The following is a 25,301-nucleotide window of genomic DNA, read 5'->3' as shown; positions in this document are numbered from 1 at the left end:
TATATCACCTAGTTTCTATTTTTATCGTTTAAAGGAGGCAGTGACTGAACCAATATGAGCAAACTCAGCAGTAAACGTGTCATTTTCATTCACTTCGATTGCACTGGTCAAGGCCCCCGAGAGAACGATTTCCCCGGATTTTAAGGCCACATCATATTTTCCTAAAGAATTCGCAAGCCAGGCAATTGAACGCAACGGATTTCCAAGTACGGCTGCACCCGCGCCTGAATCAATCATTTCTCCGTTTCGATAAGCAACCATTCCAATATGGGTAAGATCCAGTCCTTCAAGCTTCGTTGGTTTCCCGCCAATAATCGCACTGGCGGAAGATCCATTATCAGCGACCGTGTCTTCAAATTTGATCTGCCAATCATGAATGCGGCTATCAATCACTTCAATCGCCGGAACGATATAATCCGTTGCTTCAATGACATCAAGTATGGAAACATTGGGACCTTTTAAATCCTTTTTCAATATAAAGGCAATCTCAAATTCTACTTTTGGTTGAATATATTGTTCAAGGGAAATGGTTTCCCCTTCGACATACATCATATCAGCCAATAAATGACCATAATCAGGCTGGTTGACGCCAAACATAGTTTGAATGGCTTTGCTTGTTGCCCCAATTTTTTTCCCAACAATGATTCCGCCATTATTGACTTTTCTACGGATAATCTCTAATTGCGTATGGTAGGCTTCATCCACTGTAATCCCCGGATAGGAAACCGTTAACGGTTCAATGACCTTCTTGGTTTCCTCAGCTTCCAATAAGCGACTTGCAGCTTCATGAATGATCGTCACAACTGACTCCTCCTCTTTCTACCACTAAACCTTTAACGCTTTTTTCTCTGCTAGTTCAACCGCCACATCTAAAATCCAGTCTTCCTGACCAGCAACAGCATGTCTCTTACCCAATTCCTCCATAATTTCTGAGACCTTTACATCGAACTTTTCCGCAGCATGCCTTACATGTAATAAAAAGCTGTTATACACACCTGCATATCCACTAGATAAGTTGTCACGATCGATGACAATCGGAGACTGAATTAACGGAGCAACTACTTCCTCTGCAGCATCCATTAAAATGGATAGATTAATTCCTGTATTTATGTTCATTTTATTTAGTACAGCCACTAATACTTCAGTCGGTGCATTCCCTGCTCCAGCTCCTAGTCCCCTTAGGGTGCCGTCAATTTGGTCTGCTCCGGCTTCAAGCGCTGTCATTGTATTGCCAATCGCTAATCCTAGATTATTATGAGCGTGAAAACCGACTTCGATGGACAATGCTTCTTTTAAAGCAGAAACCCTTTCCCTCACACCACTTTGAACAAGTGCCCCTGCAGAATCGACCACATAGACGCAATCAGCACCGTATGATTCCATCAGCTTAGCCTGCTCAACCAGCACATTAGCCGGTTGAGTATGAGACATCATCAAAAAGCCAACTGCCTCGAGCCCAAGTTCTTTCGCTAGTCGGAAATACTGCTCCGTAACATCTGCTTCGGTACAATGAACAGCGATCCGGATGATAGAAATGCCTATTTCTGCAGCCTGTCTTAACTCATTGCTGGTTCCAATTCCAGGAACGAATAAGGAGGCAATTTTTGCTTGTTTCACTGTTTCTACTGCCACTTTAATCAAATCAAATTCAGAATGTATCGAAAAACCCTGCTGAATCGTCGACCCATTCAAGCCAGAACCATGGCTAACTTCGATTACGGGTACACCTGCTTTATCTAAATTTCGAACAATCGTCCTGACCATTTCTGGAGTATAACTATGGCTAACAGCGTGGTCGCCATCTCTTAGTGTCGTATCTGTAAGTCTAGGAATCTTCATCGGCTTACCTCCTTCGCCGCAAGAAAATGTGCGGCATATAAATCTCCCACTTTATGTGCTGATGCTGTCATGATATCCAAATTCCCCGCATAGGTAGGAAAAAAATCTCCAGCTCCCACAACCTCATTCATGATCACTACTGTTGGTAACCGTCCCCAAGGTGTTTCACGATAATCAATAAATGGAGTGCCTTTTAATCTGTACCCTGGAACATAACTTGAAATCTCAGCTACAATCGATTGAATCGATGAAATAACTGCCTCTTCATCAAACTCTTCTTTAATTACTGCATAGACAGAATTGGTCATATTAATAGGTGGTTCTGCCGGATTAAACACAGGAATTGCCCTTGCTATTTTCGCTCCGCCAACTTGTTGAACGGCATTCGCAGTCGTTCGAACAAATTCATCTACATTTTGTCTTGTTCCTGGGCCAATTGATACACTAGCTACCGTTGCAATGACTTCAGCATAGTGAACAGATACTACGCGATTAACTGCGTGAACAAGGGGTGTAGTTGCCTGGCCTCCACATGAAATCAAGTTGACGTTCATGGAGTCAATATGTTCATTCAAATTTACGGATGGCACGACAAACGGTCCGATTGCCGCAGGAGTCATGTCAATGGCTAATTTCCCCTTCTCACGTAGTGATTGGGCATTCAACTTATGTGCTTTTGCGCTTGTCGCATCAAAGACAATCTTAATCTCTGGGTCTTCCAAGATCGCATCAATTCCGTGATGGCTTGTACGAATTCCCTTGGACTGTGCTCTTGCCAGACCTTCTGAATCTGGGTCAATACCTGTTACCAAAGTTAACTCCATATTCCCTTCATTTTTTAAAATTTTGTACATTAGGTCTGTTCCAATATTACCCGATCCTAAAATCGCCGCTTTTACTTTAGACAAGACCTCTCACCCCGCTCTCTATTAATCTATGAATTAAGGTTTTACCACTTCAGCAAGCTTGGTAGATGTAAGCGGTGTACCTTGCGTCCACCAGGACTCAGGGAATTCGGTACCGATCCAGGTATCCCAGAGGAACCGATCAGTTCCTGACTTACATCTTCTTGGTTAGAAATTTCTTTGGGTAAGCGTTTGTTCCAATAAAGTCTAATTGTTTCATTTTCTTTAAAAGGGAACCTTTGCTCATAGAGAGATAATAATTTAAGCATTCCATTGAAAACTAAAGCTGTTAGCTTCGAAGCAATCAATTTATTTGTAACTGTTACTTCGTAAATACCAGAGGCAGGAAGTAAATAATATGGATTGACTAAAATATCTGCATTATGTTTATTTAAGCCAACTCTTCCTTTTATTTGATAATAATCACCTAAATACCTTGGAATTTTCTCTAATTCTCCTGAAAAGATCAGGTTTCGAATGAGTGTGGAACTTATCTTTTCACCTTCGAATTCGATTTTATTTACCTTTATCCCATCAATTCTCCCATCAGAGTCGCTTTTGATTCTAGTCATGTTTCCTTCTCCCCGGCACCCATATGTAAAGTCAAAACCGGCCACAACCTGTTTTACTCCAAAGTCGAGAAGATAACGTTGTACAAATTGTTTTGGAGATAAGGAGGCAAATTCCGTATTAAACTGAACGATGTAAAAAACATCCGCCCCCAGCTTTTTAAATATTTTTTGTTTATCTGTCATTGGCATAAGATAGGGAACGATTTTTTTTCCATTTGAAAGTACTTCTTTTGGATGTGGAAAAAAACTCATAATCACTAAAGGTAGCTTTTTCTCCTCCGCCTGTTTTTTTGCCTCTTTTATTACCTGCTGATGACCCAAATGAACCCCATCAAAAAATCCTAGAGCCATCACACAAGGCTTTGCTTTTAAAAGAGTATTTTGGCGGTTGGTGTTCGTCACATGAATGATTTCCAAGAAAGCTCCCTCCTCAATAACAGATAACTTTTTCTCTGTAAGCCCTTTCATTTAAGCCGGTTCGACAGCAACATCTCCAATCCAAGCATCGTACTCAGTGCCTGCTATCGATTCCAACTTACTAGTATCTATTACTATTATTTTATTTAAGGCTTCACTACTTCAACAGACTCAACTTTCGTAAGTGGTGTACCTTGCGTCCACCAAGATTCAGGGAATTCTGTACCAATCCAAGTATCCCCATAGCCAGGTACATCCTTCATATCCCACACAACCGGTTTCCAGGCTGGGTCGGTAATAATGTAGCCTGCGTCTCCGAACAATTCGATTCTGTTTCCGCCTGGTTCAATCACGTACATACAGAAAGCTTGGCTGATTCCATGTTTATTGGGAGGGACTTCAACGAAAACTCCATGATCTTTAAGTAAATCGGCAATATCATAAAGATTTTGTGGGATTCCATACCAATAGCACAGATGATGCAGCTTCCCTTTTACCCCATTAGGCTCTTGCATATAGGCTATTTCATGAACAAGATTGGAAACACTAATCCAGCTTCCAAGGACATGGCCGTTATCTTGAATTTGCTCTCTTAACCGGAAGCCTAGTGTATCTAACATAAAGTCCGTATCAGCTCCAGGATTCGAAGTCATTAGATTAATATGATCGAGACGACGTACGGGTACACCACGATCTGGCCGCTTTGATGGACGATTTAATAGTTTTGATCTTTGGTCATGTTCAACATTGTAATACTCCACATCCCATAAGATTTCCATTAAATGACCATCAGGTGTTGTAAACTGATAGGCCTCTCCATGACCAATATCTCCATCTATCCACCCGCGGCCTAATCCAGTTTTTTCAATTTCTTCTACTCGACGATGAAGTGCTTGTGGTGATGAGGCACGCCACGCGACATGTCCAACTCCTGCTTCTTTTGCTTCAGTAATTTTCAAAGTATTATGATAAAAATCTTCATATGCCCTTAGATAAACGGATCCTTCGGAACGAGCAGTTACTTCCATTCCTAAAAATCTTGTAAAGAATTCTACTGATTGTTCAAGTTTTGGAGAAAGAATCTCCACGTGAGCAAGCTGCGCAACATCATAAATTGGTTCTTGGTAAGAAGTCATTTTTATTTCCTCCTAATTTTATTTTCATTTAACGAGTAGATTACTTACTTGCTAGAACCTCTTCAGATGATAAAGTGCGATATTTGCCGTTAAAGAACATAAGCGGTTCTTTTTCATTAAGCTGGATATCAATGACCTTGCCGATCAATAAGGTGTGATCCCCTTCGACATGGACATTCACCACCTCGCAGGCTACCTGGGCGATGGCCCCTGATAACACAGGGAGGCTCTCTAGTTGATCAAAACTTACTTCTCTTTTTTCCTTGATTTGACCAGCAAATATCATCGATAATTCCTGTTGTTCAGACGATAAAAAATTTACTGCAAATTTTTTGCTGTTCTTAATTTTGTCCAGCATTTGAGCTTTTTCTCCAATTGAAATCACCACTAGTTTTGGATCAAGAGACACGGACATAAAGGCATTTGCCGTCATACCGTGCACCTCTCCAGCGATTTCGGTAGTAATCACGGTTACACCAGTAGCAAATTTCCCCATCGCAGTTCGAAATTTACGATCATCCATCCTGCCAACTCCTCTCCGCTTTATAATTTAACTTTTTCTTTTTCTACTGCGTCATGCCACGTTTTGTTTGTCCAACCGTTTAGGTCATAATCGTTTAACGCTGTGTCAACAAATTCTTTGTAACGATCCGCTGCTCCGACTGCCTCTGCTTGGAATAGGGCTTCCATTCTAATATTTTCATGATTGCCTGCATAATTGACCTCATACAGTTCATGTCTACCTCCAAATTCAGATCCAATCGAATCCCAAACCATTTTTAATAACTTCACTTTCTCCACTGCATTGATGCCTGTTCCTCGGTAATATTGATCAAGAAAAGGTCTTAATTCAGGATTAAGAAAATCACTTGAACTAGACGGCAACTGAATTAAACCACCGGCAACCACTTGTTCAAAAATACCTTTCACTTTCACCCAGCTCATTGGAGCTAATGCTCGATAAGCAGCACTGGAAGCACCATTTGGAATAACAAGACCATTCGGTCCTTTATCCGGATCAGTTGCCATCGCTGTAGACAATCCCCAGAACATATTTCGTATCGCCACAACTTCACCAATTTGAGCTTGCACACCTCTAAAGTTCTTTGTTCCAGCTGCTTCCGTTGCTTTTAATAATAGTCCTGTCATGAAATCTAACTTAACAGCAAGACGAGTACAACCGTGGAATGTAAAGCGGTTAACAAAGCCACTTTCTGGGACGAAATTATTTGATATTTTGATATTTTTGTAGCAAAGTACATCTTCCCATGGAATAAATACGTTATCTAAAACAATGACGGCATCATTTTCATCAAAACGACTTGAAAGTGGGTAATCGAATGGTGTTCCAGTTGTAGCAGCTTGCAGTTCGTACGATGGTCGGCTGATCATTTTTACCCCCGGTGCATTCATCGGCACAAAGAAGATAAGTGCGTGACTATGGTCACCATCTCCTAGATCAATGGTTCCATAGTTCGCAACGAAGTTATAATGAGTTAATGCTGCCGCTGTTCCTACCATTTTGGCACCGCTTACAATTATTCCGTCATCTTTTTCAGCAACAGCACGTACAAATACATCTTTATTTTCATGAAGTGGTTTGGATCGATCAACTTGTGGGTTAATAACAGTATGGTTAATAAAAGGAAGCTCTTTTGCAGCTTTCTTGTACCATGCTTTCGCATTATCCTCAAAACCTTGGTAATAATTTGAGAGGGCATCTAAATGACCAACAAACGAAGCCTTATAATCTGGAGTGCGGCCCATAAATCCATAATTAAGCTTGGACCATTCAGCAATGGCATCTCTTGCTTCTAATAGATCTTGTGTACTTTTAGGAGTTATGAAGAATTTGTGTGTTCGATCACCGTATTCATTTTCGGCAGTTAAAATATCACGTGTAGCTGAATCGTGAAGAGCATCATACATTCTTGCATACGAACGTGCAGAATTTCGATAAGCAGGATGTGTCGTTACATCTTTAATTCTTTCACCGTTTAAATAAACAACTCTTCCATCATTCAAACTTTCCAAATATTCTTTACCTGTGTACATTCCTTCAACTCCATTCTTATCATTATTTTAAATTCTTATGTGACCGAGTGTTTCGATCCCTAAATTTATGTTAATTTATCTGAAAATTCTTTACAATGACACCGAGTGTCAGAGAAATCAGAAAAAACTGCTACTTTATGTCAGTCTTAAGGTAAAAAAAATGTCAGACAACACCAATGGACAATTTCCAACGGGCGTTATCTGACACCTTTATATGTCTTCGAAGGTTTTTTACAATCAATCGAGGCTTCTTCCATCTCTTTACCTTTTCTCATTCATTCCAGATTTAAACCTTGAAACAGTTCTAATGTCTACAAAAGACCATCACTTTATTTGGATTTTTTTAGCCTTTCATGGTCGACAATTTTCAATGCTTTTAGAGCCATAAGCAATTGAAACTGTCTTTGTGGATCACGCAGGTCGCAGCCAAGAAGATCAGTGATTTTCGTGAGTCGATAACGGAGACCGCTTTTAGATAATGCTAGATTTTCAGCCGTTTGTTCCAGGTTTCCACCATTCACAAGAAAATGATATAAGGTTTCAATTAATTCAATTTTATTACTATCTAAATTCTCACACAGATCCCCAAGAGTATCCCTAATCATTTTCCGTATAGCATTTTCATTTTGGTCATTAATTAATACACCAATAATGCCCAGTTCACTAAAAGATGTGACGGGTTTATCCCTTGAAGATAATCGTACAGCTGAACGGGCTTCTTCAACAGCCACACCTGCATCGACTATTTTGCTGTTTTGAGAACTAATCCCCGCTAAAAACAGGGCATTTTTTATTTCCTTTTTTAAATTGGATACTAGAGACAATAAGGTACTTTCAATCTTTTGCTGGTTTAATTGTTTCTCCGTAAAAAGGAGAACTATGCTATCTGGCTGCTGGCCAATTAAGACATTGATGCTTTTATCTCTAAAAAAAGTAGAAACAGCTTCAAAAGTGTTTTTATGGAGAGTAAATTCCTTTTCTTCACATTTTTTCATAAACCTGTAGTTAAGGAAGATCATATGATAGTGATCAGATAAATCCAATTGAATAAAATCAGCTTTCCTAATGATTTCCTGTTGAGAGTACTTCCCACTAATAATTTCTTCTAGGAAATGTCCTTTTACTAGTTCCAATGATTCGATTTCCGCTTTTTCCTTTAAAAACAGCAGCGCACAAATCGACGCTAATCGATCGACAATCATTGAGTCAATTTCATAGTTAGGTGTCCTTCCCCTATCATATAGAAACGAACAATATCCTACGATTTTGCCTAAAAGGTATATTGGGGTAATAAGTCGTGTCCCATTTTCAAACGAGAGAACTCTAACTTTTGTAATATTCAGACTATTATTTTCTGAAGCGTTAAATGTTTTTCTTATCGTTTCATAGCCATCCACTGTTATTCCTTTCAATGTAATGACCTGATGACGAATATCCTCAATAACAATGGGCAAGTTTATTTGTTTATTTAAAATTTTTAAAATGGAATCGATGTTATTGCCTTTTATAAGCTCATTTGTCATCTCGTTATACGTTTTAGACACCAGTGCTATATTGTTCTTTTCAAGCATAAGCATTTCGTTTGTCTGTTCAAGTTCTTTAAGAATTGGCAGTTCTTTACTATAAGAAAAAAATTCTTCTGCCTCTTCCTTCCATTCAGAGACAAGACGCCCCTCCCAAATACAACAAGGTGCCCCTTCCCCCTCACACTCCAGTTCTTTAAAAAATACTTTCTGCCCAAGTAACGAGGTAACATATCCAGTTGCATAACCGGTTAAGGTATAACAGAAGGTCCCTTTATTTATACCAAAATTTTGAATATGTTGTTCTGCTTCAAATGAATTTTCCCACGTTCCCTTAAATCGAAAGGATGTAATTTCGTTATTTTCCATTTCAAAGTCTTTTTCCGTGATTCGGGATTTTGCATGTCCTTTTAAGGCATGAATAATGGGCCCATATTCTATTTTTTCAAGCATACTTAATAATTTGTTTTTCGCAACATCTTTAGCGTCTTCTTCTCCCAAGTGATACCCATACTTGAAGAAAAAGGTTTTCATACGATTAATCCCAATATTTTTAATTAAATCACGCTGCATCGCCCCAAATGCCTTTGTAGAAACTACAACAGACCTTTCATCATTTGCAAACAGTAGTTCATTCACTTGTTTAATATGTAGTAAGTCATGTAACTTTAGCGTTTGCATTCCATTGCTCCCTTTTTAAATGTATTTGCAGCAACAGTATTCCTAACTTTCTCCTTTTACCAGAGCTCCACCTGGCAAACCCCATTCTTTTGTCCTGATTAAAAGGTTGTTAGTTTAATTCTACTTATTGTGGAAAAATACCTTCTTCTACTTCATCAGTCTATAACTCTATAAACACATTCTTAAAATCAGACTAAAATATTAAAAATGTAGAGAAATATAAGGCTCTCACGTCGTATATATGTACACACCGTAAGAGCCTTTCTTCAAATTTTATGATGAAGCTGATTTCGGAGGACTTTTGCTAGAATATCGGCTTTCCAAACATATTCGCCCAAGTCTGTCGTTTCTAATATATTTTTATCTATATCGTTTCGTCCTATTGCCTGAGAAAGTTTTTTCTTATCGTTCGTTTCACTTAATTCATTAGGTTCTCATTAATTCTTTTCTTTAAGGCACGCAACCACTGAACCCCCAATTAGTCACAAAGCCTGTCCTGCTCCAGATGTACACTCTTTTACTTTTCGCCAAACTCTCATCGGTTCTATATTGTGTTAAGTATTTATATGGAGGATTCATGATGTAACCGACCCGCGCGAACCCTTCTCTAAGCAGCGTTTCTTGAACAGATTTCCCATCAACATAAACATAGGCTAGCAGTCGTCCATACGAATCTCTTGTATTCCCCTGTTCCAATTCCATTGCTAAGCTGCCATCACTCACCAGTTCGTTATTCCTTTGGAAAGCCTCCTTGGCATATGGTTGGACACACATTCTAGGATTCTTCGACTCTGGTGTATCCAACAATAAATACCGAATGGTCTCAATTTTCCCTTTTACTTTCGCTTTAATTGTGTCTCCATCAATGGTTTCTATTAACGTGATTGGGATTTGATTAGTTGGCATTCCGGACGCCTCTTCCACTGGGGAACCACTGTTTTGATCCCCATCTTGCTGGATACCGATGTTCGTTTGATTTTCCTCATCCAATTGTTCCATCGGATGAATCGCAAATACCGTTGCAGCTGCCAGTAAACTAACTCCCACTATTCTTTTTTGCATCCATGCTCCCTCTTTTCTTTCATTCTATCACTCTTCCAAATTTACAAACTGTCCGTATTGCCAGCTCTCTCGTTTCAGGATTGTAACGGATCAACTTGTGATGATTGATGAATCGTTCCATTAACGAATGAACACTCTCAATCGAATATCCCAAATCAAATGCCATTTGTTTTTTGGTAATTTTATAGATTCCAATTTGTGTCGTATGTGGATTCGTAAGAAGATAAAGATAGAAAAATTTATCTTCTGGAGTCATCTCCTCTGAAACAATTGGATTCTTCCAAAAATCAGTACGGACCATTCTAAACTTTGCCATCTGCAACCACTGCCTTCCTTTTTATAAAACCCTACATAGAAGATATAGGGTTTAATGAAGAAAACGGACATGTGCTTTTTCATAAGCATGTGAATATTTAATGAACAAACTAATACCGTGGTCAAATAAAAATGGTATGGAATCTATCTATCAATTAAATGATCCGTTCTTAATCCCGATTGTTGCTACTTCGTAACAGTTCTACTTAACAATATCGAATAAACGTATAAGAGCTTCATAATAGAATAGAAATAAGCTTTCAATTATACTGATGATTAAGATGTAAAGGATTCTGCCAGAAAGAAGGACTATATATGCTATTTTACGTAATTGCAATCCTCGTAATTGTGATGGACCAGCTTTCTAAATATCTAATTCGGGCCTACATTGACATCAATGAAACATTTACATGGTGGGGAATACAACTCACACATATCGAAAATAGCGGGATGGCAGGAGGTTTATTTCAAGGCTATGCGCGGCTCTTCGGTGTTGTGGCTGTGTTGTTCGTGATAGGTGTTTTATATTTTCGCAAAACCGGAGATATGAAAGGTGCTCTCATCGATAGTAGTTTTGGATTCCTAGTCGGCGGAGCAATTGGAAATGGCATTGATCGACTTTTGTTTGGGCAGGTGACAGATTTTATTATTCGCTCTGGTGGAATTCTTAACTTGGCCGATCATGCTATCGAGATCGGGGGGTTACTGCTTATTATTTATGGAGTCGTTAGCTGGTTGAAAAATAAGCACTAGATTCTCTAGAATTGCATATGTGAAAATGCTCTTTAACTGTCTTTGCTAAAGTCAAAGGTGGATTATTTTTTTTGGTTAAATGACAGTAAGGCTACGATCAAGCTTGCGAATGCAAACGTAATCATGAAGGTTTCAGAGTGTTTGAGATCAAGCTTTCATTATAAATAGCACTGGCGAACAGTAACTGTTACTGTTCGCCAGAAATGTTTGTTAAGTTCGTCACCCAAAAATGACATTATGTTTTTACAGCCCAAAATGTTGTTTTGCCAGCTCTTTGAATTTTACCTTATCAATATTCTCTTTCGTGAGAATCCCGTCAGCCCATTGGGTAAATGTGGTATCCGTTAAGGTGATATTGCCGTTATTTGTAAGTCGGGTTATTAATGGATGTTTGTTAAATGAAGATTTCGGGTGTTCGGTAATAATTGTTTGGATTTCATTTAACTTCGATAGATCTTCGATAGGTTTCTTGGTATCAAATGCATAGCCAATTTTCCAATCTGAATCTTTATACTTTAATTTCATTTCTAAACAATAATCCCCATATTGTTGATTTACTTTTTTAATTCGAAACTCTCCATTATACGAAGAAATGGTCTCACCGGATATTGGAATGGGTTTTAACGGTAAATTCCCACCAAAACCCGTGTCAACTAAATAGGTTTGTCCCTCGTGGTTTATAAGAACCGTGACATGCGTCCTTCCAAGTTGATGATACTCTTCGGCAGCATGATTATAAACAACACCGTCTGTTAAGACTGCATTAAACCCATTTTCTAATAGGTAGAAATAGAAAAGTGGATTTAATTCGAAACAAAGGCGCCTTCATTTCTTTCCACTATTTTGTTCATTAAGTTTCCCTTTGTAATCTTACGAGATTTGTTTTCAATGATAGTTAAATTTTCAAACGGAATGTTTTGTGCTGTTTTTTCAAGAACCTCGGCTAAATTTTCAAAGGTAATTGTTTCGTTATTCTTAATGCCTATTCTTTTATGAAATAAAGACGTCAGTTTTTGCATTTCTACCCTCCAAGCCCTTTTATTGCTTTATTTTCTGAAATTCCATTTAAGCGAATATAATATTAACGTCGAAACCTATGATAAATTCCTAGAAATTTATGGTAGCAAATGAATAAAAGCCAGATAATAAATTTTATCATTATTACATGATTCAGGACGGAGTAAAGATTGCACAAATAAAAAAGGTAAAAAAAAAATAACTACAAATTATTTTACAATTTGAGTCATTTTTTTATTTTTTTAGGCCATTATCTTTCCTTTTTATAAAAACGCTCCCCTGTTAGGGGATTATAGTACACTCTTATTTTCTCATTGGTCACTGGGTCAATGTTTATTTCATCTGTTTTTTCAAATCCGGCGGGCACTTTTTCACCCTGCCGACCCTTGAAACGTTTGTCATAAATAAGCACACCTAATAAAATAAAAACAACAACAGCGATGATTTGCAAACCGTAATAGGTGATAATTATCCAAAGTCCGTTCATTACATTTTCTCGACTACGACTGCCGTTCCATATGCAAAGATTTCACTCATATTTTTTCCAGCTTCCCCTGAGTCGAAACGAGTCATAACTACTGCATTGGCACCCATCGCATTGGCATTCTTGATCATCCGGTCCATGGCTTCTTTTCTCGAATCCTCCAGCATCACGGTATATTGTTTAATTTCTCCGCCTACCAAACCTTTTAAGCTCGCCATAATATCCGCACCCAAGCCGCGGCTTCTAACAATTAAACCAAAAACAGGTCCTTTAACTTCGACCACCTTGTAGCCTTGGATATTTTCTGTTGTAACAACTAGCATACAAACACCCCCATCAAACATTCGTAAAATATATGAATAGCCTTTACTTCGTAAATACGCACCCATTATTCCTTATTATACCATTTAAAAAGTGTCAGGCACCATTCAATTATATTTTCCGATTACATGATCCGGATCGACTAACTTGGAAAACGTCCAACCTGTCAAGAACCGTTCCCATGAGCTTCCATGCCCTCATGGCCAACTATTTAGTAACGCTCACTTGTTCAAAAGGCCATGAAGGCAATTGTTTACGAAGAATCTTATCTTCCCTGTAACCTAAAGCGTACTCACCTTGCATAATCGTATGGATTTCCCTAGTGCCTTCATAGATCACTGGAGCTTTGGAATTCCGCAAAAAGCGCTCTACTGGATATTCATCGGAATAACCATAAGCCCCATGGATTTGAACGGCATCATTTGCAGCTTCAAAAGCAGCATTACATGAAATCCACTTAGCAAGAGACGTCTCCTTTGTATTTCGTTTTCCCTCATTCTTTAACCACCCTGCTTTAAAAACCAGCAATCTGGAAATCTCAAGATTTGCGCTCATCTTTGCAATCATTTGCTGTACAAGCTGGTGCTTTCCAATCTCTTTCCCAAATGCTTTCCGTTCATGGCAATACTTAAGGCTAGCTTCAAGACTTGCTTCTATTAAACCTACTGCTCCTGCAGCCACTGTAAATCGGCCGTTATCTAGTGCAGACATGGCAATTTTAAACCCTTCCCCTTCATCCCCTAATCTATTCACAACAGGAACTTTTACATCTGTTAAAAATACTTCTCCAGTATTTCCAGCACGAATACCCAACTTACCCTTGATCGCCTTCGTTTCTACCCCTTCAAAACTACGTTCTACAATAAATGCAGTCATTCCTTTATGCCCTAAATCATGATCTGTCTTGGCAAAAATCAAGAAATGATCGGCAACATCACAAAGAGAAATCCATGTTTTAGACCCATTCAAAATATAGTAATCTCCAAACCTAGTAGCTGTTGTATTCATCGCTGCAACGTCAGATCCCGCATTCGGTTCTGTCAATCCGAAAGCACCAATTTTACGACCTTGTGCTTGGGGGACTAAATACTTTTGTTTTTGTTCCTCTGTTCCCCATTGCATGATCGTCATGCAATTTAGTCCCGTATGAACAGAAACGGCTGTACGATAGGCAGTATCTCCTCGTTCCAATTCCTCACATACAATCGCCAGTGTATTATAATCCATGCCAGCTCCGCCATACTCTTCAGGGATACAGACACCCATTACTTGCAAATCCGCCAATTTTTTCAAAATAGATGGTTCAAAATGACCTTGGCGATCCCACTCCTGAATATTTGGAATGATTTCCTTATCAACAAATTTTCTAACCAATTCCTTTACACTTTGCTGCTCATTTGTTAATTCAAAGTTCATCATATATATTTCCTCCCTAAATAATTTTATTTTGTTTTAATCTCGATATTTCTTCTGAATTATATCCAATGCTCTCTAATAGTGATTCAGTGTGTTCTCCAAAAAGTGGAGGATGGCGCCTCATGGTTACTGGTGTTGCCGATAACTTCAACGGTGAGCCAGTTAATTGAAGATGATCAATTAATGGATGTTCCATTTCGACAATCATCTCTCTAGCCTTTATCTGTGGATCTTCAAACATTTCAGCAATGGTGTTGATTGGGCCATTCGGAACCCCAGCAGCATCTAATTGTTCTTTCCACTCTTTTTTCGGCTTTTTTGAAAGCAGTTCTTCACAAATAGCCACTAGTTTATCGTTATTCTTTAAACGCTGTTCATTATGAATAAATTCTTCCCTTTCCGCTAATTCAGGTCTACCCAGGACAGCAGCAAATCGCTTAAACTGCTCATCATTTCCCACGGCAATGACAAGTTTACCGTCCATGGTATTAAACACCTGATACGGGGAAATATTTGGGTGCCGATTGCCCAGTCGTTTTGGAATCTCTCCGCTGCATAAATAATTACTTGCCACATTAATTAATGAAGAAATCTGGCAATCCATCAGTGAAATATCAATTTCCTGCCCTTCCCCGGTCTGGTTCCGATGCTGTAAAGCCCCTAATATCCCTATACAGGTATATAGTCCTGTTAACACATCAGCGATCGCCACACCAACTTTTACCGGACTCCCTTCAGGTTCGCCAGTGATACTCATCAGCCCACTCATTGCTTGAATGATATAATCATAGCCTGGCAAATCCTTATAGGGACCCGTTGATCCAAAACCTGTGATGGAAGCCAAAATCAGTCCAGAGTTTATTGTTTTTAACTGCGAATAGCCTAATCCCATTTTTTCAAGTGTTCCATATTTAAAGTTTTGAATCACGACATCGCTAGTAAAAGCCAGTTTGGAAAAGATCTTTTTCCCTTCTTCTGATTTAAGATTAAGTGTCATACTTTGTTTATTCCGATTGGCACATAAATAGTACGCACTTTCTCCATTGACAAAAGGCGGCCCCCAGCCCCTCGTTTCGTCGCCTGATGCATAGTGTTCAATTTTGATCACTTCTGCTCCCAGGTCACCGAGAATCATAGAACAAAATGGTCCTGCCAGTACCCGAGAAACATCCAAAATTCTGATTCCATCAAGTGCCACTTTCACAAAATCACCTCTTTCCGACTACTTATAAAACAAAAAGGAGCCAGCAAAACAAACAATGAAAAATTCCATTGATTGCTTTACTGACTCCTACTCATAGCTCGTCTTCCTGCGAAGGAAGATCAAGTGAATATAGTCAATTTAATATCATCATTTTTATTACGATCCATCTGGTCATGCAGCAAGGTTTTTGCTGTCACCCAGTTGTTATTCTAACTATATACCAATAATTTGAATTTTTCAACAATTACTTTTCTGTTGATTTTATTTGCTGATAATGGAGATCTAGATCTTTTAACGCCGCCATCAATGCATTGGCAGCCTTACCTCGATAATACATTTGAAGTGCAGCTATTGCGTCATCAATTCCGTCGTTTAAACTCATCCCCCTTAACACCTGGCCAACAAATCCACGGGCATGTTCAGTAGCCAATGTACAGGAGGCCTCGAGTATGACTCCATATTTTCTATCGATTTCTGCTGTAATCGTCAATGTTTCAAATACACTTTTCGCTGCCATCCCTTGGGGTAACTTTGCATGCCCGGCAATAAACAGAGTTTTTCCATTCATCATCTGAATCCACCTCGCTTTTAAAAAAATGATTTACATTTATTACATGATCTACATTGATTCTATTAATTTGGTTTCTGAAGGAATACGCCTGACTACCAATTTTCCAAAGATGATTTATGGTGGAAAACTTTAAGTCTTGTTAATGAATTCTCCAATTAATTGAATAATCCTGTTGTGTTATTTCAAGAAAGATAAAAGAGTCAGAACGATTTGTATCTTTTTTCATGTAGAACCGTGTCAAGAAATAAATCCACCTATAAAAATAAAGTGCCAGGCACCTCTTCAAATGGTGTCTGCCACTTTATTCTATCATGTCGTATCAAAATGGACGGATGCTGCTCTATTTAATAATAATTCCGATGGCGCACTCGCATATAAATACAACCTATGCATCGGCCTGGTCATGGCTACATACAATAATTTGATGTCTAACTCTTCTTCTCTGTACGATTCTTCCATGGTAAGAATCAATACGGCATCAAATTCCAATCCTTTGGAAAGGTAGGAAGGTAGGATCACAACGCATCCCTTTTTCATATCTTCTTTTTCTTCTAATAGCTGTATTGGAAGATTGCTATTCTCCAGCATTTTATGTATTCGTAAGCACTCTTTGTCTGTTCTTCCAATAATCGCAATCGAGTTAAGTTCTTCCTCCTTGAGTAAATCAATATCATGTTCAAGTATCATTTTTACCTTTTCCAAATTGCCAGGGTCAATTTTCGTAAAACATGGTTTGTCCCCATGTCGAATGACTGGTTCAACTTTTGGTAAGTCTTTATCCATAATAGAAAGAATGTCATTGGCTAAATGCATAATTTCGACTGTCGTTCGATAACTCTTTTGTAAAGCTTGATAATTAGCATTTGGGAAAATGTCGTTTACTAATGGTTCCCAGCTGCTTAACCCTCGATAGGAATGAATCCCTTGGGCTAAATCTCCCACAATCGTAAACAATTCTGTTTCAAAACCTTCTTTTAGTGCGGCAAATTGGAAATAGCTATAGTCCTGTGCCTCATCAATGAAAACACTTTTCATTTTATATGGTTCTTCAATACCTTCTAATTTTGACTTCATGTAAAATATTGGAGCTAAATCCTCAAGCTCTAGCGCCTTTTTAGCAAAAATCCTTTGACAATAGTTACTTAACCTCTTGCATTCTAACTCGGAAAGCGTTCGAGAATATTTTTGTAACAGTTCAGGGGACGTCATCAATTCCTTATATAAGGTAAAAATATCTTTTTTAACAAAAGGTGCCATATAATTTTTTATCGCTACCTTCGATTCTTGTTCCACCCTACTTATTCTTTTTTCTTTCGAATCCATGAAGCTGACTACTTTTTCCGTTCTTTTTTCTGAATCCAGCCTGCTGCTAAAAAGGGCCTTTTCTAATGCATCGTCGTATTTAGAATTAATTTTTGAAAGAATCATCGATTTTTTTATTCTTAAATCATTTGCTAATAGATTTTTAATTTTATCCAATCTCTTATAGATAGGTAAGTATTGAAATTCATTGATAAATAGTTTTTTGAGTTTCCCCCCTCGCATAAGGCGTGATTTTTCTATCATAAAATCCTCGGAAGGTGCCAAATTAAACTCAATTTCTTTTAAATAGTGGTCGATTAACTCCTTAAAATCCAGCGATCCTTTATAACTAGACACCCATTGGATCCTTTTTGATTTTTCGTTTCCGTTAATGAGCGCCATTAATTTTGAATTAGGAGATATTAATGTTAATTTCTTCCCTAAACAATTTCTCATAAATTCGATATAGGTGGTTTGTTTAATTTTGTTTACTCCTAGATCAGGCAGAACGGCGGAAATATAATCGATAAACAATCTATTTGGTGCAAGAATCATTAGTTTTTCTGGAGGAAATCGATATCCAGAAGAGTAGAGAAAGTAGGAAATTCGATGGAGAGCTATGGTTGTTTTTCCACTTCCAGCCGCTCCTTGAACGATAATGGGGTGTTTAAGTGAAGCTCGAATGACTTCATTTTGCTCATTTTGGATGGTCGCCACAATTTCTGTTAATCGATTATCCGCTTTTCCTGATAAGGATTTCTGCAATAGTTCATCGTGTGTGGTTAAATCGATATCCCTAATCTCTTTTAATAGTCCATTTTCGATTTCATACTGCCGCTTTAACGATAAATAGCCACTTTGCGTTTCTCCATAGGCGTCATACGTAACATTTCCTAACCGGCCATCATAGTAAACATTTGCAATCGGTGATCGCCAATCGACAATAATCGGAATCTGATTCACACGGTCAAACAGTGAGGCTTTCCCAATATATAAAATCTCTTCTTTGGTGTCACCACTGCTTGTAAAATTGATTCTCGAGAAATACGGTTTCCCAATGACGCTTGCTAACCGTTCCAATTCACTTTCGGCCAATTCTAAATATTGAGCATTCGTTAAAAGGTTCATGTAGCTTAAACTACTGTCTGACGTATCCAGTTCAGCAAAGGCTTCTTTCAAATTCTCGACAAACTGTTCTTTATTTCCCTTCGATATTTCCAGAACGCTTTTAATATATTCCTTAGTAAACTCTAGGCGCTCCACTTCTGTTTGATAATCTTTATGATTAAGAACTGATACTTGTTTTTTCGAGCTCATTCTCTTATCCGTCACCTCTCAATATGAGTTTTACAACGGGAACTGGCACAAAAAGAAACATCTACAATTTTTTTGTAGATGCTTTTCTTTACAATGGAGCTATATTTTACCATTTAACAAGTGTTAAATCAACATACTTTAAGTTAATTGTTTTACCCTTTGTAATAGAGTAAAGCTATTAGGAAAATAATCAATCCTATTAAGAAAATAGGACCAAGACCTGTACTGTATACAAAGTAAATTCTAATATGAAGAATCGCATGAATAATAAGAATGACCAGTAAGCAAAAAAGCAATATAATTGTTAACTGTACATTTTTATTCCGATTTCGATTCAAAGAATTGGCTCCCTTCTAGAAGCTCTACAGGGACACTTAATGGACTAACCTACTCTTGTTTTTTTATATAAATATTTTACGGTTGCTTGAATTATTCCTTCCTCTAAAAAAACCGACCTCTGATTTATTCAAAAAGGTCGGGTTTTTAAGGAATTTATTTTATTTTGTTTGAGAAATTTGGTTAACTATTTGGGTTAATGCCTCGTTGATTGGCGTAATTAGACGACCGAGAACCTTTTCAAAATCATTACTTTCAACTGCTAATGAACCATTTCGAATACTCTCTTGAATTCCAACAACAATCGGAATGACAAAATCCGGTAAACCTAGACCTTTCATGATTTCAGCATAAGTCTCATCAGTGACTTGTTGTACAGGTATTTCTTTACCCAATACAACTCCAAGAGCAGATGCTAATTCTTCTTGAGATAATAGAGGAGCAGAAAGTTCATAAACCTTATTTTCGTGACCGTTTCCGACAAGCACGGCTGCTGCTGCATCTGCATAATCTTGTTGTAGTGCCCAGCCTACTTTGCCTGTTCCAGCTGAAGTTACCCATGGAGCACCTGCCATCGCCCCTTGAATGCTGCCAATTTCGTTTTCTAAATACCAATTGTTACGCAAGAAAGTATATGGAATTCCTGTTTTAATAATTGCTGCTTCTGTCGCAACATGAGGCGGTGCCATTAAATTTGTGCTTTCTGTTGCATTAGCCAAACTTGTATAAGCGATATATTTCACTCCAGCACGTTCAGCTGCAGCGACTGCATCTGTATGCTGACGAATTCTTGTTTCATTGTCACCATCCGCAGAAATAATTAATAAACGATCAATCCCTGCAAAAGCAGTATCTAATGTTTCCGGAAGGTCAAAATCTCCTTGGCGAACTTCTACTCCACGAGCTCGTAATCCTTCTGCTTTTTCAGGATTGCGTACACTGACAGCCAATTGATTCGCTGGTACAGTTTTTAATAAGGTATCCACTACTTTTGATCCTAATTTTCCTGTTGCACCTGTTACTAATATTTTCATTTGATATTCCTCCAATTGTTTTATTGTTAAAATTATTTTTATTATTTCCACTAACCTGTAATTAATTCGATTACCTGTAATCATTTTAATAACATGTTGGTCATTTGTCAACGTAAAAAACCATTTATATATTTTGTTCGTAATTTTGGTATAATACACTTGTAATCAAATTGATTACATTCTAAAAATATGGAGATATTAAAGTGTAGAGACAATAGAGAAGGTGAGCAAAGATGTCGGTTAGCAGCCGTTTTGCAGTTGGAATTCATATATTAACACTTCTTGAGGTTAATAAAGACGGGGTAAACTCATCAGAGTTTATTGCGGGAAGTGTCAATACAAATCCAGCCGTGATAAGAAAAATAATGGGCATGTTAAAAAAAGCAGGATTAGTAAATGTACGACCTGGTATTGCTGGGGCTGAACTAGCAAAGGACCTGTCTACTATTACCTTGTTGGATGTTTATAAAGCAGTTAATGTTGTTCAGGAGAAAGAATTGTTTAGCATACATGAAAATCCCAATCCTAATTGTCCCGTTGGAAGAAATATTCAAAATACAATTGGTCCACTGTTTTCAATTGCCGAGACGGCATTGGAGAAAGCTCTCGGAAATGTAACGATTGAGGATGTAGTCAAGGATATTACCAAAAAAGAGAAATTTAATAGAATGTAAAAATACAATAGAGAAAGCCGAGGATACCGTACTCCTCGGCTCTCAACTTGCATAAAACTGATTTTTAACTAAAGGTAATAGTTTTCTGATATAACCTAGATGAAAACCCTTAGTAGTAAGGTAGTCTGACCGGCTAGATGCTCTTACTTTTTATAGCTGAGACCAAAGCCGAAGGTGTAGTCGTCACCCGCTCCATTTGTGTAAGTATAGTCAAACTTTTCGGCGTAGCCTGGGACATCAGAGGCGTTCATTTCTACAGCCTCTTGATTGGCTGGGATGGTGATAGGCAGCTTACCTGTTGGGTTGAAGCGTCCGCGAAGGACATCAAGTAGTGCTTCGGCCTTGACGCTGTAAGTAGCCACGACTGACGCAGCCGCAGGCTCTACCTCATCGATAACCCATGGATTGGTCATGTTGATTACAAGGGTCGTTGGGACGGCTGCTTCGATTTCTTTAACTTTTTCAACGTTAATTCCCGTGTTTGTACCTAATTTAATGTCTACAGTAGAGTTGTCAGGCAACTCGAATGGACTTGGACGCAGCCAAACTACAGCGGCAGTTGCTTCATCAAGCGTGTCAACGATCGTTATTGTTGGGTCTTCCTTCGCAATCATCTTCTTCATTGCCTCTGTGCGACTGGCACTGTTGGAACCGCTAAACACTTCTACGTATACCTTTGTATGTGCAATTTTTTCATCAGTCAGCGGCAGCATTCCTTGATTGTTGCGTAGAAGCGTTACGGACTTAAGATGCGCTTCGTCTGCTCTGGCCTGGGATTTTTCTGAGCTGGCAATGGCCTGAGCTTCTGTCGGATCCGTATATGGGTCCTCGAAAAGTCCGAGGTTGAATATTTCAGTAAGCAGCTGGGACACGGAAGAATCAAGGTCGTTCTCTTTAATTAAGCCTTTATTTACAGCAGAGATAAGGCCGCTTGGGTCGTTGTTGTCAGAGAAAATGTTAGTTCCAGCATCGATTGCCTTGGCAAACTTCTGCTCGATTGTTAGGTCATGCACACCCCAGTCGCGGTTGGTCAGCACGCCGCTGTCGCTGTTGACGTATCCCTTAAAGCCCATCCGGTCACGGAGCAGGTCAGTGATGAGGGTCTTGTTGTAAGCACCGGCTACCTCTTCGAACTGCTGTGTCTCAGATTGCCAAAGCTCACGTGGAAGCTGTGCAGCGCTGCCCTCATTTTTAGGGACATTGTAGTAGGACATGACCGAGCTTACTCCAGCATCAATGGCAGCTTGGAACGGCGGCAGTTGGTATTTGTAAAGGCTGCCAGGCGTTGGATAGGTCGCAAACTGACCGGCCTCATTGTGCGGGTCGAGGCCTCGGACGACAGCTCCGTCACCAGGGAAATGCTTAACGGTCTGGGCGACAGACTTGCTGTTAAGCTCCTCACCTTGGAAACCAAGGACGAGTTCTTTGGCAATTTTTGCATTCAACGTTGGGTCTTCCCCGAACGTGCCGGAAATGCGGCGCCAGCGCGGTTCAGTCGCAGTTTCAATCTGGTAGCCGTAGTCCTTCTGGATGCCGGCTTCGCGCCATTCGTCGCGGGCAATCTCGGCAAAGTCGCGAATAAGGCTGAGGTCACGCGTTGCCGCTAGACCTAGGGTTCCAGGCCAGGTGGAGAATTGACCGGAAGCCTCGCTGATGCCGAACTCGTTCTGTTCATTTATGTTATTCCTCGGGTTGGAGGTGAAAACGATCGGGATACCCAGCGGTGAGGCCTCTGCAATCTCCTGAAATTGGTTTGCTCGCTCCGCTAGAGCTTTAGCTGAAGGATTGTCTCGGATGATAAGGTAGCGAATATGGCGATTATTGATGTAATCGTTGATGGCGGTAGTGCTAAGCGATGTGATTTGCATGATGCCTGCTTTCTCCTCCATGCTCATTCGCGGCAGGAGATCGGCTACACGCTTTTCGGTGGACAAGCGCCAGTCCTCGTAAGGATCAAGCTTGCCGTTGGCATTGAGATCTTTGAATAGTCGTTGACCAATCTTAATAGTGGGCTTAACATGAGCTTCAACCGATGGCGCCTTTTTCCCACCAGCATTTCAGTGGTCCGGTGGTGAGACAAATGCCCCGCCGGCAAGTGTGGCAGCAGCCACACTTGTGATAAGAGAAGACCTGAACGGTTTATAACGACCTTTTCCTCATCCGATAAGGAATAAAAAGGACCTGGTCAGGAACAAGAAATTATTACTATTTCGAAAACATCAAAAAAAGTACCAGGCACCATCCAATAATCTGGAAGGTGCCTGGCGCTAAATAATAATATTAAAACGGTTATATGCTAATTGTTTTTTTCACCATTCATTTGGACCGTCATGGAAGTTCAAGGTTATCCTGCTCTCCATTTTCTGTACAAAATTACTTACCCTTATCTATCAGTACTTAATCACATTTTAGGAGGCAAGGGACTTAAAATGCGCAAAATAATCATTTAGATAGTTTTTATCCATTCTAATGCAGATTCACAAACTTGCATGTCCTGTGAATAATGCCCACCACTAACCCCAATACCTCCAACGACCTGGTTATTTATTTTTATTGGGTAGCCACCACCGAATATTATTAATCTAGGTGTATGTACAATTCCATGCAGTAAAGGTGGATCGTCCTTAATTCTGTCATACCATTCATGAGTTGCTCTTCTATAAGTAGCAGCTGAGAATGCTTTATTTTGAGCTATTTCTAAACTTAATACGGGAGCTCCGTCCATTGCAGCGAAGGCTTTCAAGTAACCAGTACTATCCATAATAGAAATACTAAAAGGTAATCCCAGCTCTTCCGCTTTTTTTATTGCTTTTTCAAGCATTTTATTTGCCAATGCAAGACTAATATTACTTGATTCCACTGTTTTATTTACTTTCTCCAAGTTTATAACCACCTTCAGTTTTTTTCTTATTCATATTTAGATGCCCATATATGCTTGACGTAAGCGATCATCATTCATTAATTCATCACCCTTGCCTTGTAACACTATCCGTCCATTTTCAATGACGTACACACGATCGGCAGTTTTTAATGCTAACTGAACGTTTTGTTCAACTAGCAATATTGGCGTCCCTTGTTGTTGATTAATTTCCTGAACTGCCTGATAACAGTCCTTTATTATTAAGGGTGCTAATCCTAATGACGGCTCATCTAGCAACAACAATTTAGGAAGTCCCATTAAACCGCGTGCAATCGCACACATTTGCTGTTCTCCTCCACTAAGCGTTCCAGCTAATTGGTCCTTCCGTTCTTTTAGGCGTGGTAATATTTCAAATACCTTTTGTAATGTCTGTTGCATTTCTGATCTAGCCTTTTTAGGGTATGCTCCAAGTTCTAAATTTTCTAACACGCTCATAAAGGGAAACATCCCTCTTCCTTCTGGAACGTGAATAATTCCTTTTTCTACAACTTTATTTGCCTTTATCCCAACCAAGGTATCTTGATCAAAAAGTATTTCTCCATCATATTTTACCAAACCCGAAATTGCCTTTAAAAGAGTTGACTTTCCAGCTGCATTGGCCCCTACTAATGCGACGATTTCTCCAGGGTATACCTCGAGTGAAATATCAAATAATACTTGAATTTCATTATAGTAAGCATTTAAATTTGAGATTTTTAAAATTGGTTTATTCATCATTCCACCCCTAGCTAACCAATTCATCACCTAAGTAAGCTGCAATTACTTTAGGATCACGAGATATCTCCTCAGGAGAACCATTGGCTATGATATGACCTTGATTAAGTACTATTACTCTATCAGATAGTTCCATGAGCGCTTTCATGACATGCTCTACTAAAACGATTGTTACGCCTTCTTCTTTTATTTTTTTTATTAATAGAATCATATCTTCTACTTCTGCTGAATTTAAGCCTCCCATTGGTTCATCAAGGAGGAAGAGCTCAGGTTCAGTAGCCAAAGCTTTTGCTATTTCCAATTTTTTTCTCAATCCTATCGGTAGAGAATGTGCCAATTTATAATCGTGCTCTTGTAAATTGAGCATATCTGAAATTTCTTTTGCGCGTAATTTCGCTTTACTAACACTCTTATGTTTTAATAGACAACCAACCATTATATTCTCTAAAACGGTTAAATCATCAAGTGGTTTAACAACCTGAAAAGTCCTTGCCATCCCATTTTTACATGCTCTTTCAGGGGTAATCTTTTTATGAATTTTTTCCTTAAAATATATTTCCCCAGCAGTAGGTTGTAAAAAACCAGTTAATATATTAAATAAGCTCGTTTTCCCAGCTCCATTCGGACCAATCAGACCTAATATTTCGCCCTGTTTGACATCGAAGGAGATATCTTGAAGAACCTTTAATCCACCGAAGCTCTTCTGCAATTTTTTCACTTCTAAAATTTTCAC

At 38.9% G+C, this 25,301-nt stretch carries 23 protein-coding genes and 2 pseudogenes; 2 read left to right on the top strand and 23 right to left on the bottom strand.

Annotation, left to right across the window (positions count from 1 at the left end; genetic code table 11):
* Positions 1-21: 21 nt before the first annotated feature.
* The 10 genes and pseudogenes from J7E63_RS25190 to J7E63_RS25145 form a co-directional block, all read right to left on the bottom strand.
* Positions 22-801: a 2-keto-4-pentenoate hydratase gene (locus J7E63_RS25190; protein ID WP_215017569.1), complete on the bottom strand. Its 780-nt coding sequence runs from the start codon at positions 799-801 to the stop codon at positions 22-24.
* Between the two features lie 24 nt (positions 802-825).
* Entirely contained in the window at positions 826-1,839 is a 1,014-nt protein-coding gene (gene dmpG / locus J7E63_RS25185; protein ID WP_215017567.1) for a 4-hydroxy-2-oxovalerate aldolase, read from the bottom strand.
* Complete coding sequence (locus J7E63_RS25180; protein ID WP_215017565.1) at positions 1,836-2,747, bottom strand: acetaldehyde dehydrogenase (acetylating); 912 nt, start codon at positions 2,745-2,747, stop codon at positions 1,836-1,838. Before J7E63_RS25180 ends, dmpG begins: the two co-directional genes overlap by 4 nt.
* A gap of 41 nt (positions 2,748-2,788) precedes the next feature.
* Positions 2,789-3,733: an FAD synthetase family protein gene (locus tag J7E63_RS25175; protein WP_215017564.1), complete on the bottom strand. Its 945-nt coding sequence runs from the start codon at positions 3,731-3,733 to the stop codon at positions 2,789-2,791.
* 146 nt (positions 3,734-3,879) lie between these two features.
* Entirely contained in the window at positions 3,880-4,869 is a 990-nt protein-coding gene (locus tag J7E63_RS25170; RefSeq protein WP_215017561.1) for a catechol 2,3-dioxygenase, read from the bottom strand.
* A gap of 40 nt (positions 4,870-4,909) precedes the next feature.
* Complete coding sequence (locus tag J7E63_RS25165; RefSeq protein ID WP_215017559.1) at positions 4,910-5,392, bottom strand: flavin reductase family protein; 483 nt, start codon at positions 5,390-5,392, stop codon at positions 4,910-4,912.
* A 20-nt stretch (positions 5,393-5,412) separates the two neighbouring features.
* Positions 5,413-6,924 (bottom strand): 4-hydroxyphenylacetate 3-hydroxylase family protein, encoded by a 1,512-nt coding sequence (locus J7E63_RS25160; protein WP_215017557.1) that lies wholly within the window; start codon positions 6,922-6,924, stop codon positions 5,413-5,415.
* Between the two features lie 329 nt (positions 6,925-7,253).
* On the bottom strand, positions 7,254-9,128 hold the full coding sequence (locus tag J7E63_RS25155; protein ID WP_215017555.1) for a helix-turn-helix domain-containing protein: 1,875 nt from the start codon (positions 9,126-9,128) through the stop codon (positions 7,254-7,256).
* 450 nt (positions 9,129-9,578) lie between these two features.
* Positions 9,579-10,190, bottom strand: coding sequence for a thermonuclease family protein (locus tag J7E63_RS25150; RefSeq protein WP_215017553.1), 612 nt, complete (start codon positions 10,188-10,190; stop codon positions 9,579-9,581).
* A gap of 52 nt (positions 10,191-10,242) precedes the next feature.
* Positions 10,243-10,506: pseudogene (locus tag J7E63_RS25145) on the bottom strand (DNA replication protein DnaD); the annotation flags it as partial.
* A gap of 314 nt (positions 10,507-10,820) precedes the next feature.
* Here J7E63_RS25145 and lspA point away from each other — a divergent pair.
* Entirely contained in the window at positions 10,821-11,258 is a 438-nt protein-coding gene (gene lspA, locus J7E63_RS25140; RefSeq protein ID WP_215017550.1) for a signal peptidase II, read from the top strand.
* A 243-nt stretch (positions 11,259-11,501) separates the two neighbouring features.
* On the opposite strand, the pseudogene J7E63_RS25135 reads toward lspA, so the two are convergent.
* The 9 genes and pseudogenes from J7E63_RS25135 to J7E63_RS25100 all read right to left on the bottom strand — a co-directional run.
* A pseudogene (locus J7E63_RS25135) lies at positions 11,502-12,014 on the bottom strand (arylamine N-acetyltransferase family protein); the annotation flags it as partial.
* A 47-nt stretch (positions 12,015-12,061) separates the two neighbouring features.
* A complete protein-coding gene (locus tag J7E63_RS30370) occupies positions 12,062-12,277 on the bottom strand; it encodes an arylamine N-acetyltransferase (protein WP_308162014.1) in 216 nt (71 codons plus the stop codon).
* A 248-nt stretch (positions 12,278-12,525) separates the two neighbouring features.
* Positions 12,526-12,762, bottom strand: coding sequence for a hypothetical protein (locus tag J7E63_RS25130; RefSeq protein WP_215017548.1), 237 nt, complete (start codon positions 12,760-12,762; stop codon positions 12,526-12,528).
* A complete protein-coding gene (locus tag J7E63_RS25125; protein WP_168244485.1) occupies positions 12,762-13,082 on the bottom strand; it encodes a YbjQ family protein in 321 nt (106 codons plus the stop codon). Before J7E63_RS25125 ends, J7E63_RS25130 begins: the two co-directional genes overlap by 1 nt.
* Positions 13,083-13,287: 205 nt before the next feature.
* Positions 13,288-14,496, bottom strand: a complete 1,209-nt coding sequence (locus J7E63_RS25120; RefSeq protein ID WP_215017597.1) for an acyl-CoA dehydrogenase family protein — start codon at positions 14,494-14,496, stop codon at positions 13,288-13,290.
* 16 nt (positions 14,497-14,512) lie between these two features.
* Complete coding sequence (locus tag J7E63_RS25115) at positions 14,513-15,700, bottom strand: CaiB/BaiF CoA transferase family protein (RefSeq protein WP_215017546.1); 1,188 nt, start codon at positions 15,698-15,700, stop codon at positions 14,513-14,515.
* A 244-nt stretch (positions 15,701-15,944) separates the two neighbouring features.
* A complete protein-coding gene (locus tag J7E63_RS25110) occupies positions 15,945-16,271 on the bottom strand; it encodes a DUF3870 domain-containing protein (protein WP_215017544.1) in 327 nt (108 codons plus the stop codon).
* A gap of 309 nt (positions 16,272-16,580) precedes the next feature.
* Positions 16,581-18,890 (bottom strand): RNA polymerase recycling motor HelD, encoded by a 2,310-nt coding sequence (gene helD / locus J7E63_RS25105; RefSeq protein ID WP_215017542.1) that lies wholly within the window; start codon positions 18,888-18,890, stop codon positions 16,581-16,583.
* A gap of 497 nt (positions 18,891-19,387) precedes the next feature.
* Positions 19,388-20,260, bottom strand: coding sequence for an SDR family oxidoreductase (locus J7E63_RS25100; RefSeq protein ID WP_215017540.1), 873 nt, complete (start codon positions 20,258-20,260; stop codon positions 19,388-19,390).
* Positions 20,261-20,493: 233 nt separating this feature from the next.
* On the opposite strand from J7E63_RS25100, the gene J7E63_RS25095 reads away from it, so the two are divergent.
* On the top strand, positions 20,494-20,934 hold the full coding sequence (locus tag J7E63_RS25095; RefSeq protein WP_215017539.1) for an Rrf2 family transcriptional regulator: 441 nt from the start codon (positions 20,494-20,496) through the stop codon (positions 20,932-20,934).
* A gap of 143 nt (positions 20,935-21,077) precedes the next feature.
* On the opposite strand, the gene J7E63_RS25090 is transcribed toward J7E63_RS25095, so the two are convergent.
* From J7E63_RS25090 to J7E63_RS25075, 4 genes are all read right to left on the bottom strand, one after another.
* A complete protein-coding gene (locus J7E63_RS25090; protein WP_215017537.1) occupies positions 21,078-22,868 on the bottom strand; it encodes a glycoside hydrolase family 3 protein in 1,791 nt (596 codons plus the stop codon).
* Between the two features lie 512 nt (positions 22,869-23,380).
* Entirely contained in the window at positions 23,381-23,815 is a 435-nt protein-coding gene (locus tag J7E63_RS25085; protein WP_215017535.1) for a GlcG/HbpS family heme-binding protein, read from the bottom strand.
* A 36-nt stretch (positions 23,816-23,851) separates the two neighbouring features.
* Entirely contained in the window at positions 23,852-24,556 is a 705-nt protein-coding gene (locus J7E63_RS25080; RefSeq protein ID WP_215017595.1) for an ABC transporter ATP-binding protein, read from the bottom strand.
* A gap of 22 nt (positions 24,557-24,578) precedes the next feature.
* Positions 24,579-25,301: an ABC transporter ATP-binding protein gene (locus J7E63_RS25075; RefSeq protein ID WP_215017533.1), complete on the bottom strand. Its 723-nt coding sequence runs from the start codon at positions 25,299-25,301 to the stop codon at positions 24,579-24,581.

Source organism: Bacillus sp. ISL-75 (assembly GCF_018613095.1).
The sequence above is the reverse complement of the archived record's forward strand: the minus strand, read 5'-3'. Positions and strand labels throughout refer to the sequence as shown.

Bases quoted from the DNA above. Each gene is read 5' to 3' on its own strand.
- J7E63_RS25125 (WP_168244485.1), bottom strand. From the start codon at position 13,082: ATGCTAGTTGTTACAACAGAAAATATCCAAGGCTACAAGGTGGTCGAA.
- J7E63_RS25095 (WP_215017539.1), top strand. From the start codon at position 20,494: ATGTCGGTTAGCAGCCGTTTTGCAGTTGGAATTCATATATTAACACTT.
- helD (WP_215017542.1), bottom strand. From the start codon at position 18,890: ATGAGCTCGAAAAAACAAGTATCAGTTCTTAATCATAAAGATTATCAA.
- dmpG (WP_215017567.1), bottom strand. From the start codon at position 1,839: ATGAAGATTCCTAGACTTACAGATACGACACTAAGAGATGGCGACCAC.
- J7E63_RS25170 (WP_215017561.1), bottom strand. From the start codon at position 4,869: ATGACTTCTTACCAAGAACCAATTTATGATGTTGCGCAGCTTGCTCAC.
- J7E63_RS25110 (WP_215017544.1), bottom strand. From the start codon at position 16,271: ATGATGAATGGAAAAACTCTGTTTATTGCCGGGCATGCAAAGTTACCC.
- J7E63_RS25155 (WP_215017555.1), bottom strand. From the start codon at position 9,128: ATGCAAACGCTAAAGTTACATGACTTACTACATATTAAACAAGTGAAT.
- J7E63_RS30370 (WP_308162014.1), bottom strand. From the start codon at position 12,277: ATGCAAAAACTGACGTCTTTATTTCATAAAAGAATAGGCATTAAGAAT.
- J7E63_RS25120 (WP_215017597.1), bottom strand. From the start codon at position 14,496: ATGAACTTTGAATTAACAAATGAGCAGCAAAGTGTAAAGGAATTGGTT.
- J7E63_RS25165 (WP_215017559.1), bottom strand. From the start codon at position 5,392: ATGGATGATCGTAAATTTCGAACTGCGATGGGGAAATTTGCTACTGGT.
- J7E63_RS25150 (WP_215017553.1), bottom strand. From the start codon at position 10,190: ATGCAAAAAAGAATAGTGGGAGTTAGTTTACTGGCAGCTGCAACGGTA.
- lspA (WP_215017550.1), top strand. From the start codon at position 10,821: ATGCTATTTTACGTAATTGCAATCCTCGTAATTGTGATGGACCAGCTT.
- J7E63_RS25130 (WP_215017548.1), bottom strand. From the start codon at position 12,762: ATGAACGGACTTTGGATAATTATCACCTATTACGGTTTGCAAATCATC.
- J7E63_RS25160 (WP_215017557.1), bottom strand. From the start codon at position 6,924: ATGTACACAGGTAAAGAATATTTGGAAAGTTTGAATGATGGAAGAGTT.
- J7E63_RS25100 (WP_215017540.1), bottom strand. From the start codon at position 20,260: ATGAAAATATTAGTAACAGGTGCAACAGGAAAATTAGGATCAAAAGTA.